The following is an 11,168-nucleotide window of genomic DNA, read 5'->3' on the forward strand; positions in this document are numbered from 1 at the left end:
CTTCGGCAAACAACTCGCCCGCTACCGCCGTATGCATGGGCACTTCGGTCCCCCCTGGCGTCAGCCGTACCAGGCGGACTCGTCCCGAGAGCACACGAAACAGGCCCAGCGTGCGGGCCCCTTGCCGGAACAGCGCCGCGCCAGCGGCCAGTCGCAGCGTGGTGGCAGCAAGGCCACCCATCCAGTCCCGGCCACCCGTGGATGCAGAGATGTGCACGTGACCAGAAGACGCAAAGTGGTTCGCCATATGACTGCAATCATAGGCGCCTGTGCACGGGATCCGGACAATGCCGGCATCCTCTGTCTTTGCAAGGCCTGTTTATGCGCTTTCCGCTCTTCGTCTGCAGCCTGCTGTGTGCCGCCCCTTTTGCCATGGCCCAACATTCCGATGCCGCCCACCCTTCCACGGTCCACGTGCACAGGGAGGCAGGGGGCGCGCGCGCTCCCTATGCCGGTATGCAAATGCGCCCCATCAAGGCCCTGTCGGAACCACAGACGGCCGACTTGCGCGCCGGCAAAGGCATGTCGCTGGCGCTGCCGGCCGAGCTCAATGGCTACCCAGGCCCCTCGCATGTCCTGGAAATGGCCGACGCGCTGGGGCTCGAAAACGACCAGCGTCTGCACACCGAGCGGCTGTTCCATGAAATGCAGAAAGAAGCCAAGGCATTGGGCGAAGACATCATCGCCAGCGAAGACGAGCTGGACCGGCTCTTCAGGGAAAAGACCGCCACCTTGGCCAAGGTGCAGGACGCCACAGCGCGCGCCGCGCACCTCCAGGGCCGGTTGAGAGCAACCCATCTCAAGTACCACCTGGCGATGGTGGAGGTGCTGAGCCTCGGCCAGGTGCGGCAATACAACCAGCTGCGCGGCTATCGGTAGCCTGGCCCCGGGGGCCCCAAACGGCCTGGCAGAAAAAACAAACCCGCCGCCGCGGTGCGCGGGGCGGGTTTTCGTTTGGGAATGCTTGCGCGAGGAACTGGTCAGGCGCCCGTCCAGCGGCGCAGCACCAGGCTGGCGTTGGTGCCGCCAAAGCCGAAGCTGTTGGACAGCACCGTGTTCAGCTGCGCATCGCGCGTCTGGGTGACCAGCGGCATGGAGCCCAGCGCGGGGTCGGGTGTTTCCACGTTCGCCGAGCCGGCGATGAAGCTCTTGTTCAGCATGATCACGCAGTAGATGGCTTCCTGCACCCCCGTAGCGCCCAGCGAGTGGCCGGTGAGCGACTTGGTGGAGGAGAACGGCGGCACCTTGTCGCCAAACAGCGCCTGCATGGCGCGCACTTCCTGCATGTCGCCCACGGGGGTGGAGGTGCCATGGGTGTTGATGTAGTCGATGGGGGCATTGAGGCCCTCCATCGCCTGCCGCATGCAGGCAATGGCGCCGTCCCCCGAGGGGGCCACCATGTCCTCGCCATCGCTGGTGGCGCCAAAGCCCACCACCTCGGCGAGGATGGTGGCGCCGCGGGCCTGCGCATGCTCCAGGCTTTCCAGCACCACGGCACCGCCGCCGCCAGCGATCACGAAGCCGTCGCGGTTCGCGTCGTAGGCGCGCGAGGCCTTCTCGGGCGTCTCGTTGTACTTGCTGGACATCGCGCCCATGCCGTCAAACAGCAGCGACATGCCCCAGCTCAGTTCCTCACCACCGCCGGCGAACATCACATCCTGCATCCCCCAGGCAATCTGCTGCGCGGCCGCACCGATGCAGTGCGCCGAAGTGGAGCAGGCAGAGGTGATGGAGTAGTTGATGCCCTTGACCTTGAAGTTGGTGGCCAGGCAGGCAGACACGGTGGAGCTCATGCAGCGCGTGACCTGGTACGGCCCCACCCGGCGGATGCCCTTTTCGCGCAGCGTGTCGGCCGCCTCGATCTGGTTGGCGGGCGAGCCGCCGCCCGAGCCCATGATGAGGCCCGTGCGAGGGTGGCTGACCTGCTCGGGCGTGAGGCCCGCCTGCTTGATCGCGTCTTCCAGGGCGATCTGCGCATAAGCTGCCGCATCGCCCATGAAGCGCAGCTGCTTGCGGTCGATGCGCGCTTCGATATCGATCTCGGGTGCGCCGCCCACCTGGCTGCGCAGGCCCAGCTCCTTGAACTTTTCCACCGCCTTGATGCCGCTCTTGCTGGCCCTCAGCGAGGCTTCCACGGTGGCCAGATCGTTGCCGATGCAGGAGACGATGCCGGCGCCGGTGATGACGACGCGCTTCTTGGTCGTGGTCATTGTGCTGCGTCCTTGTCGTCGCCCTCGCGCTTGAACAGTCCCACGCGCAGGTCGTTGGCGACGTAGATTTCCTTGCCGTCAGCCAGCAGGCGGGCATCGCCGATGGCCATGACGAGCTTGCGCTTGATCACGCGCTTGATATCGATTTCGTACGTGACGAGCTTCACATCGGGGCCCACCTCGCCGGTGAACTTCACTTCACCCGCGCCCAGCGCACGACCGCGGCCCGGCAGTTTCAGCCAGGTCAGGTAGAAACCGATGAGCTGCCACATGGCATCCAGCCCCAGGCAGCCGGGCATGACGGGGTCGCCCTGGAAATGGCAGGCAAAGAACCACAGGTCAGGCTTGACGTCCAGTTCGGCACGGATCTTTCCCAGCCCGTGCGCTCCGCCATCGCCGTCAATGTGGGTGATGCGGTCGAACATCAGCATGGGCGGCAGCGGCAGGCGCCCACTGTCGGCGCCGAACAGCCGGCCCTCGCCCGAGGCGATCAGTTGTTCGTACGAAAAGGAATCAGCCATCTTCAGTCGTGCTCCAGAAGCGGCGGTAGGCCCGCCTCAAATCATCGTTGTAAGCAATCAAAACCAGCACAAGCCCCCGCTTGTGGGGCTCCATTATCAAGGCAGACACCGCCCGGCCCCGGCTTTAGCCCAGCAACCCGCCGGGGCACCACCCTCGACCATGCGCTGGATCAAGCCCCGCCGGGGAGCGGCCGCCGTGCCCACAGCGCGGCCACAACCACCGCCAGGCCACCGAACAGCCACAGAGGCAACAGCCCCCAGCGCGAGACCCACCAGGCATACGGCGTGACCTGCCAGCCGCTGCGCTCATCCAGGCCCCTGCCATGCACCTCGCCCTTGAGCACCCCGCGCGTGTGCCGCGCCAGCTGGTGGGTCACCACGCCGCGGTGGTCGATGATGGCGGTGGCGCCTGTGTTGGTGGCGCGCACCATGGGGCGCTCGAACTCCAGCGCACGCATGCGGCTGATGTGCAGGTGCTGGTCAATCGCCACCGTGTTGCCAAACCAGCCGATGTTGCTGAAGTTGACCAGCACCGTCGGGGCCTGCTCGGGGCGGATGAACCGAGCCCCGAGTTCCTCGCCAAAAAGATCCTCGTAGCAGATGTTGGGCGCAATGCGCTGCCCCGCCCACGGGAAGGAAGGCTGGCTCACCGCGCCCCGGTTGAAGTCCCCCAGGGGGATATTGAGCATGGCGGTGAACCACTTGAACAAGGGGGGGATGAACTCGCCGAACGGCACCAGGTGGTGTTTGTCGTACTGGTAGGCCGGGGATTGGGAGGTGGGACTGAACCCCAACACGGAGTTGGTGTAGCCCAGGTCCGCATCGCCGAGCGGGATGCCCAGCAAGGCGGCCTGGCGGCCGCGGGCGTAGCGTTCGCGCAGCCCTTCCAGGTACCCCGGCAGGAGTTGCTGGGGCAGCAGCGGGATGGCGGTCTCGGGCGCCACCACGAGGTCGGCCTCAGCCTCGCGCAGGGCGTGCGCGTACCACTGCAGGGCCAGCGGCACTCCACTGCCGGGCTGGAACTTTTCGTCCTGGGGGATGTTGCCTTGCAGCAGTTCGAGGCTCAGGGGACGCGGCTGCGGCTGCGCGGGCGTGTGGCACAGGTTGACGGCGCAGAAGCGGTCGACGGCGGCGCCGACCCAGGCGGCTGCAACCACCGCCAGCAGCGCCCACATCCGCCAGTTGCGCAGATCGCGCCTGCGCCACTGCACGGCCCCCATCGCCAGCGTGGCCGCCACCGCCCCCACACCGTACACACCGACATGGCGCGCCAGAACGGCCAGGGGCCCATCCACGTGCGCATACCCCCCCGCCCCCCACGGGAAGCCTGTCCACAGGAAACCCCGCGCCAGTTCGGCCAGCAGCCAGATTGCTCCGAAAAATATAGCTGCAAGCGCCCGATGGGTGGGCGCTAGGCGGCAATAAATCCCCAAAGCGATGGCGTAGTAGCTTGCAAGGAACAGCGCCAGCGCCAGCACGGCGGCCACAGCCAGGGGCGCGGCCAGTCCGCCGTAGGTATGCAGCGAAATGAAGAGCCACCAGAACGTGCCCACCAGCCAAGCCGTGGCAAACAGCCCACCAAGGACGGCGCCGCGCCGCCAGGGGATGGGCACAGAGCCCGGCTGCACCAGCCAGGCCAACAGCGCCAGTGAAGCCAGTTGCAGCCACCACAGGGGTGCTCCGCTCCCAGGCCAGGCCAGCGATGCCGCCTGCGCACAGCCCGCCACCACGGCCACCAGCGCCTGGACCGGGAGTGCAAGCCCCGGCGTCGCCACAGATCGCGCCATCACGCTGCGGCGTCGGCTTCTTCGACCCGCGACACCTTGAACCAGCGCACCGCGCCGCCTTTGGTGTGCAAGACGACAAAGTGCAACCCGCCCAGCTGCAGGTGTTCCCCGCGGCGGGGCACATGGCCCATTTCATGGGCGATCAAGCCGCCGATGGTGTCGAATACCTCGCCGGGGTCCGTGCTGTGGAGCTGCACATCGAATGCTTCCGCAACGCGCTCGACGGAAGTGTCACCGCTCACGCGGTAGGTCCGATCGGCCAAACCAAAGATGTCACCGTTGTCCTCGGGGATGTCGAACTCGTCCTCGATCTCTCCGACGATCTGCTCCAGCACGTCTTCGATGGTGACCAGCCCGGCCATGCGGCCAAACTCGTCGATCACGATGGCCAGATGATTCCGGTTGCCCCGGAACTCGCGCAGCAGGTCGTTCAGCCCCTTGCTTTCAGGCACGAACACCGCGGGACGCAACAGTGCGCGGATGTTCAGCTCAGGCGCCCGCTGCAGCTTGAGCAGGTCCTTGGCCATGAGGATGCCGATGATGTTCTCGCGCTCGCCCTGGTACACCGGAAAGCGCGAATGCGCGGTGTTGATGACCAGGTGCAGCAACTCATCCAGCGGCGCGTCGATGTTGACCAGGTCCATGCGGGGGGCAGCCACCATCACGTCGCCCGCCGTCAGGTCGGCCATGCGGATGACGCGCTCCAGCATCACGCGCGAATCGGCGCCGATGACCTGGTTGTCTTCGGCATCGGCCAGCGCTTCGATCAGCTCTTCCGTCGAGTCAGGACCGGGATGGATGAATTCTGCGACCTTCTGCAGGAAGGTGCGCTTGTCTTCCTTTTCGGGCGGTCGCCCGGGGTGCGGGTCAGACACTGTCGTGGAGTGCAGGACGTGCAGTAGTGGATCAGGCCCCTAGGATAGCGGATAGTTGTGACGATGCCGCGGCAGGCCATCGCCAGCGCCATTCACCGCGACTTGCTGCCAAGTGGGAGGAATGGTCAAGCCCCTGCGAGGGCCCGCCAAAGAGCGGCTAACAAACTCAGCGAAGCAGTTCTGGCCAGGCGCTGCGTCGCAGGCAGTACAAGTCGCACGACAAGACGCTGCAACGACGCCAGAAGAATGGTATTGCGAGCCGCGCTTACTCAGCTGACTGGTGGCGAGCGTGCTGCACGCCGCTGCGCACTTCCTGTACGCTGGCCAGAAAATCCCAGAACTGCTTGGCCTGCTTCTTGAGCTGGTAGTCCACCTCGGCGAAACGCTGCTCCACGATCTCCGCCATGCGAGTGTCCAGGCTGGCGGGGGGGATCTGAAGATAGGCTTCGGACTCCGAACCATCCCGGCGCACCGTGGCACCGGCGTTACGCGCGATCTTCAGCATGGCGGTGTTCTCGGTCAGCGCATGAATGAACACCATGTTCACCCCTGCGTTGCGCGCGTGCATCACGGCCCGCTCGAACAGCCGCGCGCCGAAGCCACGTCCGCGTGCCTTTTTGAGGACGGACACCCCGAATTCCGCGCAGTGCTTGTGCTCCGGGTGTTCGGAAAATGCCAGGTGGGCCATCGCAATGAGCTCCAGGCGCCGGTTGTAGATGCCGAAGATCTCGTCTCGGTCAAAGTCAAGCTGCTCGGCATAGCGGCGGATCTGTTCGTCATTGGCAGCGTAGCCAAAGCGCAGATAGCGGTCGGCAGGCTCCAGCTGGAGCAGGTGCTGCGTGATCCGCTCTCGATAGGAGGGACCCAGCGCACGAATGGGAACCATCATGGGAAGCTCCTGCTGGTGACGGGTGGGAAGGACAGTCGAGGCCCCCATCACTGGGCGCAGCATGCTCCTGCCTGCGTGCCACGATGCTCTGAGCCAGTGCTTGGGTGCGTACATGCATGGAAATATAAGGGTTTTCCCTCATCATTTCCAGTGAAATTGCTGCAATGCAACAAACTAGAGAGGTCAGCCCAATGAGGGGCCATGCGGACCCGCTCTGACAAGCCGCGGATCATTCACCCTCTGGCTCCCCGTCTGCAACGCGTCTGGGAGGGTATCGGCTCCGCAGGGGCCCGGCAACTCGCCATGTCGCACAGGCGGCAATCACACGGGCACCGCGGTGGTCGCCTTCACGCGGTCCAGCACAAAACTCGTCTTGCAATCTTGCACGCTGGGATGCTTGAGCAGCGTGTCCATGATGAACCGGCTGTAGTGGGCCATGTCGGCCACCACCACACGCAGCAAATAGTCCATTTCGCCGGTGAGCGACGCGCACTCCACCACCTCGGGCCAGGTTTGCACGCTGGCGCGGAACAGGTCCATGGGGTTGCGCTTGTGGGTTTCGGTGTGTTTTTCGAGCCTGACGTTGAGGTAGGCCGTCAGCCCCAGCCCTACGGCCTCGGGCGGAACCAGGGCGACATAGCGGTCGATCACGCGGCTCTCTTCCAGGCGCTTGACGCGGCGCAGCACGGCGCTGGGTGACAGGCCCACCTGTTCTCCGATGACGTCGTACGTCTCTCGGCCATTTTCTTGAAGACGGCGCAAAATGGCGCGATCCAGCTTGTCCAGTGCGTTGTTAGCTTGCATGGCGCAGGATTCTATGGATTTTTCTTTTTTCGTGCTTGCCGGATTGCGTGCCGGGGTATGTCCCGATAGTGACTCCACGCAAAGCACAGAAGAATGAATCTCGCAAAAAAGAACGATCGTTCGTTTTTGTGCGCATAAAAAACACACAGGAGACAACTGCATGACCGGATTTCTCAGCCGCTTTCTGCGGCGATTGCTTCTGGCCGCCACGGCCGCATGGATGCTCATCGGCATGGGCGCGCAGGCCCAGACGGGGACCACCCAGACCCGCTACCCCATCGTGCTCGTCCATGGACTTTTCGGCTTTGATTCAGCCCTGGGCGTCGACTACTTCTACGGCATCCCCGATGCCCTGCGCCAGGGCGGCGCCAAGGTCTACGTGGCCCAGGTGTCGGCCGCCAACAGCACCGAGGTCCGGGGTGAGCAGCTGCTCGCACAGGTGAACACCATCCTGGCGATCACGGGCGCGGCCAAGGTGAACCTGGTGGGCCATTCGCACGGCGGCCCCACCGCGCGCTACGTCGCGGGGGTGGCGCCAGGCAAGGTTGCCTCGGTGACCTCGGTCGGTGGGGTCAACCGGGGATCGCGGGTAGCGGACATCATGCGTGGCGTGGCACCCGCAGGTTCGGTCTCCGAAACCATCGCCAACGGGGCGGCGTCCGCGCTGGTCGCGCTGATCAACCTGACTTCGGGCGGCTCGGGCCTGCCGCAGATGCCCACCGCCGCGCTGGACTCGCTCACCACCGCCGGTTCCGCCGCCTTCAATCGCCGCTTTCCGCAAGGCGTGCCCACCTCTGGCTGCGGCAGCGGCGCCGAACTCGTCAACGGCGTGCGCTACTACTCCTGGACGGGCACCAAGACCCTGACCAACGTGCTGGATGCAAGCGATGCCCTGCTGGGCGTGCTGGGCCTGGTCTTCGGCGAAGCCAACGACGGCCTGGTGTCGGCCTGCTCCTCGCGCCTGGGCAAGCACCTGGGCGACTACCGGCAGAACCACCTCGACGAAGTGAACCAACTGCTGGGCCTGCGCGACTGGTTCTCCACCGACCCGGTGACGCTGTACCGCCAGCACGCCACCCGCCTCAAGGCACAGGGCCTGTAAGCCGTGAACCGCGCCCGCGCCTTTGCCGCAGGGGTGGCCCTGGTCGCCGCCACGGCCGCCGTGGTGTGGTGGCCGGGTTCGCAGCAAGGCCTGCCGGGCGCAGTGGACCCGCGTTCGGTGCCTGGTGCGGCGGCAGCGCCAACCGGCGGTGCAGGCCAGACCCTGTCGGCGCGGCCCAAGGAGAGCAGCTTCTTTTCCACCCGCCGCGCCACCGACCCCGACCGCAGTGAAGACCCCCTGCTGGTGCACGGCCTGCGCGACACGCTGGAGGCGCTGTTCACAGAAGCCCTGGAGGACGGCGCGACAGACCCCGCCGCACTCAAACAACGCCTGGCGGCGCTGGTGGGCAAACATTTCCCGGCAGCCCTGGCCACGCGGGCATTGGCGCTGGCTGAGCGCTATGTGGACTACCGCGTGGCCCTTGGCCAACTGCGCCCTCCCCAGGACCCGAACGACCCCGGTGCCCTGCGCGATGCGCTGGAAGCGCGCCACAAGGTGCGCCAGCAGTTTTTTGACGGCCCCGAGCACGACGCCCTGTTCGCCCGCGAGGCGGAGCTGGACCGCTACACCCTGGCGCGCCTGGAAATCGAACGCAACCCCCAGCTCACCGCCGAGCAACGCGCCCTGGCCTTGCGCGATGCAGAGAATGAATTGCCCGCAGCGCGCCGCGCGGAGCGCGCCGCCACCACCGAACACCTGAACGCTGCCGCCCAGACCGCCGCGTTCAACGCGCAAAACACCGACGAACGTACTCGCCACGCGGCCCGCAGTGCGCAATACGGCGAGGCCGCCGCCCACGCGATGGCCCAGCTCGACCGGGAAGAACAACACTGGCAGCAACGACTCGACCAATACACCCAGGCGCGCGCCCAACAAGGCGAAGGCCCTGCGCTGCAGCGACTGCGCCAGCAGCTTTTCTCAGCCGAGGAGCAGCAGCGCATCGACGCCGCCCTGGCGCTGCGGCGCCTGCCACCCGTAACGCCAGGGTCGTGAGGCCGGTGGGCGTACGCAAAAGACAGCTGCCACACACTTCAGCAGCGCCCTAGTCGTGCGCTGAAATTTGATCATTCACAACATTCCTGCAAATCCGAGGCCTGAGCCTCTTGATTTCGCCAGAAACATGAGGCAGGGCGCGCCTACAGTCCATGACATTCCTCAACGAATGCCGGAGACACCCCATGAACGCCGCCTTGCCGCAACAAACCGCCGCCCAGCTCGAAGCCTGGGACAACCCCATGGGCCTGATGGGGTTCGAGTTCGTCGAGTTCACCTCGCCCCAGCCTGGCGTGCTGGAGGCCGTGTTCGAAAAGCTGGGCTTCACGCTGGTCGCCAAGCACCGCTCCAAGGACGTGGTGCTGTACCGCCAGAACGGCATCAACTTCATCCTGAACCGCGAGCCCCACAGCCAGGCCGCCTACTTCGGCGCCGAACACGGCCCGTCGGCCTGCGGCCTGGCCTTCCGCGTGAAGGATGCCCACAAGGCCTACAAACGCGCGCTGGAACTGGGCGCCCAGCCCATCGAGATCCCCACCGGCCCCATGGAGCTGCGCCTGCCCGCCATCAAGGGCATTGGCGGCGCGCCGCTGTATTTGATCGACCGGTTTGAGGACGGCAAGTCCATCTACGACATCGACTTTGAATTCATCGAAGGGGTGGACCGCCGCCCCGTGGGCCACGGTCTGAACGAAATCGACCACCTCACGCACAACGTGTACCGTGGCCGCATGGGCTTCTGGGCCAATTTCTACGAGAAGCTTTTCAACTTCCGCGAAATCCGCTACTTCGACATCCAGGGCGAGTACACGGGCCTGACTTCCAAGGCCATGACCGCGCCCGACGGCAAGATCCGCATCCCGCTGAATGAAGAGGCCAAGCAGGGCGGCGGCCAGATCGAAGAATTCCTCATGCAGTTCAACGGCGAGGGCATCCAGCACATCGCCCTGATCTGCGACGACCTGCTGCCGGTGGTGGACAAGCTGGGCATGGCCGGTGTGCCCCTGGCCACGGCGCCCAACGACGTGTACTACGAAATGCTGGACACCCGCCTGCCCGGCCATGGGCAACCGGTGGCCGAGCTCCAGTCGCGCGGCATCCTGCTGGACGGCACGACCGCCGACGGCACGCCCCGCCTGCTGCTGCAGATCTTCTCAACCCCCATGCTGGGCCCCGTGTTCTTCGAGTTCATCCAGCGCGAAGGCGACTACCGCGATGGTTTTGGTGAAGGCAACTTCAAGGCGCTGTTCGAGTCGCTGGAGCGCGACCAGATCCGCCGTGGCGTGCTGAACACCTAAGTCATCAGACATCCAGGGTTAACCCTGAACAGGTGCCTATACTGCGCGCTCCCCGGAACTCATAAGGATCCCGATGTCGCTCCGTAGCACTCTGTTCAGTGTTGGCCTGACCTGTGTGGCCACCATTGCCATGGCCCAAAGCCCCTCTGCCCCGCTCACCATCGTGGTTCCTTACCCCGCTGGTGGTCCGCTGGACATCTCGGCCCGCATCGTGGCCGAAGGTGCCGCAGCCCAGCTCGGCTCCATTACCGTGGAGAACAAGCCGGGGGCGGGTGGTAGTACCGGCGCTGACCAGGTCGCCAAGTCCCCCAAGACAGCCAATCAGGTGTTGATGGGTGCCGTGGCCACCCACGCGGTCAACCCCTGGCTGTACAAGAACTTCCCGTACAACGCGCTCAAGGACTTCAAGCCCCTCGCCCTCGTGGCGCGCACGCCCAACGTGCTGGTGGTCAGCACCGAGCAGGCCGCCAAGCTCGGCATCAAGACGACGCCCGACCTGGTGCAGTACCTCAAGAAGAACCCGGACCAGGCGAAGTACGGCTCGGGCGGCAACGGCAGCATCGGCCACATCTCGGCCGAGATGTTCAAGTCGCTCACCAATACCAAAATGGGCCACACGCCATTCCAGGGCTCCAAGCCGGCCCTGGCGGCGCTGGAGTCCGGCCAGGTGCTGATGGTGTTCGACAACC

12 protein-coding genes are annotated in these 11,168 nt (G+C 65.5%); 5 read left to right on the top strand and 7 right to left on the bottom strand.

What is annotated here, in order from left to right; genetic code table 11:
- The coding region (locus MRY84_RS09765; RefSeq protein WP_291505538.1) for a cyclic nucleotide-binding domain-containing protein at nt 1–247 on the bottom strand (247 nt) is incomplete at its 3' end.
- Nucleotides 248–456: 209 nt separating this feature from the next.
- Between MRY84_RS09765 and MRY84_RS09770 the strand changes: the two genes are divergently transcribed.
- Nucleotides 457–879, top strand: coding sequence for a hypothetical protein (locus MRY84_RS09770; protein WP_291505539.1), 423 nt, complete (start codon nt 457–459; stop codon nt 877–879).
- A gap of 101 nt (nt 880–980) precedes the next feature.
- Here the strand turns inward: MRY84_RS09770 and fabB are convergent, their stop codons facing one another.
- The 6 genes from fabB to MRY84_RS09800 all read right to left on the bottom strand — a co-directional run bounded on the left by fabB (nt 981) and on the right by MRY84_RS09800 (nt 7,086).
- Nucleotides 981–2,210, bottom strand: a complete 1,230-nt coding sequence (gene fabB, locus MRY84_RS09775) for a beta-ketoacyl-ACP synthase I (RefSeq protein ID WP_291505540.1) — start codon at nt 2,208–2,210, stop codon at nt 981–983.
- The gene (gene fabA, locus MRY84_RS09780; RefSeq protein ID WP_291505541.1) at nt 2,207–2,731 is read right to left on the bottom strand and encodes a 3-hydroxyacyl-[acyl-carrier-protein] dehydratase FabA; all 525 of its coding nucleotides are present in this window, start codon (nt 2,729–2,731) and stop codon (nt 2,207–2,209) included. Before fabA ends, fabB begins: the two co-directional genes overlap by 4 nt.
- 170 nt (nt 2,732–2,901) lie before the next feature.
- Nucleotides 2,902–4,518, bottom strand: a complete 1,617-nt coding sequence (gene lnt / locus MRY84_RS09785) for an apolipoprotein N-acyltransferase (protein WP_291505542.1) — start codon at nt 4,516–4,518, stop codon at nt 2,902–2,904.
- Entirely contained in the window at nt 4,518–5,393 is an 876-nt protein-coding gene (locus MRY84_RS09790; protein ID WP_291505543.1) for a CBS domain-containing protein, read from the bottom strand. Before MRY84_RS09790 ends, lnt begins: the two co-directional genes overlap by 1 nt.
- Nucleotides 5,394–5,658: 265 nt before the next feature.
- A complete protein-coding gene (locus MRY84_RS09795; protein WP_291505544.1) occupies nt 5,659–6,396 on the bottom strand; it encodes a GNAT family N-acetyltransferase in 738 nt (245 codons plus the stop codon).
- Nucleotides 6,397–6,603: 207 nt separating this feature from the next.
- Nucleotides 6,604–7,086, bottom strand: coding sequence for an Lrp/AsnC family transcriptional regulator (locus MRY84_RS09800; protein WP_291505545.1), 483 nt, complete (start codon nt 7,084–7,086; stop codon nt 6,604–6,606).
- A gap of 160 nt (nt 7,087–7,246) precedes the next feature.
- On the opposite strand from MRY84_RS09800, the gene MRY84_RS09805 reads away from it, so the two are divergent.
- From MRY84_RS09805 to MRY84_RS09820, 4 genes are all read left to right on the top strand, one after another.
- Nucleotides 7,247–8,188, top strand: a complete 942-nt coding sequence (locus MRY84_RS09805) for a triacylglycerol lipase (RefSeq protein WP_291505546.1) — start codon at nt 7,247–7,249, stop codon at nt 8,186–8,188.
- Between the two features lie 3 nt (nt 8,189–8,191).
- Nucleotides 8,192–9,181, top strand: a complete 990-nt coding sequence (locus MRY84_RS09810) for a lipase secretion chaperone (RefSeq protein ID WP_291505547.1) — start codon at nt 8,192–8,194, stop codon at nt 9,179–9,181.
- A gap of 185 nt (nt 9,182–9,366) precedes the next feature.
- Nucleotides 9,367–10,479 carry a 4-hydroxyphenylpyruvate dioxygenase gene (gene hppD, locus MRY84_RS09815; protein WP_291505548.1) on the top strand — a complete coding sequence of 371 codons (1,113 nt, stop codon included), beginning with the start codon at nt 9,367–9,369 and terminating at the stop codon, nt 10,477–10,479.
- 73 nt (nt 10,480–10,552) lie between these two features.
- Nucleotides 10,553–11,168, top strand: a 616-nt coding sequence (locus MRY84_RS09820) for a tripartite tricarboxylate transporter substrate binding protein (protein ID WP_291505549.1), incomplete at its 3' end; no start/stop codon positions are given.

This window comes from Acidovorax sp. (assembly GCF_022763525.1).
Classification (GTDB): Bacteria; Pseudomonadota; Gammaproteobacteria; order Burkholderiales; family Burkholderiaceae_C; genus Acidovorax.

What these genes read in the sequence shown, in the direction of transcription:
- MRY84_RS09770 (WP_291505539.1), top strand. Translation starts at nt 457, where the DNA reads ATGCAAATGCGCCCCATCAAGGCCCTGTCGGAACCACAGACGGCCGAC.
- fabB (WP_291505540.1), bottom strand. Translation starts at nt 2,210, where the DNA reads ATGACCACGACCAAGAAGCGCGTCGTCATCACCGGCGCCGGCATCGTC.
- fabA (WP_291505541.1), bottom strand. Translation starts at nt 2,731, where the DNA reads ATGGCTGATTCCTTTTCGTACGAACAACTGATCGCCTCGGGCGAGGGC.
- lnt (WP_291505542.1), bottom strand. Translation starts at nt 4,518, where the DNA reads ATGGCGCGATCTGTGGCGACGCCGGGGCTTGCACTCCCGGTCCAGGCG.
- MRY84_RS09795 (WP_291505544.1), bottom strand. Translation starts at nt 6,396, where the DNA reads ATGTACGCACCCAAGCACTGGCTCAGAGCATCGTGGCACGCAGGCAGG.
- MRY84_RS09800 (WP_291505545.1), bottom strand. Translation starts at nt 7,086, where the DNA reads ATGCAAGCTAACAACGCACTGGACAAGCTGGATCGCGCCATTTTGCGC.
- MRY84_RS09805 (WP_291505546.1), top strand. Translation starts at nt 7,247, where the DNA reads ATGACCGGATTTCTCAGCCGCTTTCTGCGGCGATTGCTTCTGGCCGCC.
- hppD (WP_291505548.1), top strand. Translation starts at nt 9,367, where the DNA reads ATGAACGCCGCCTTGCCGCAACAAACCGCCGCCCAGCTCGAAGCCTGG.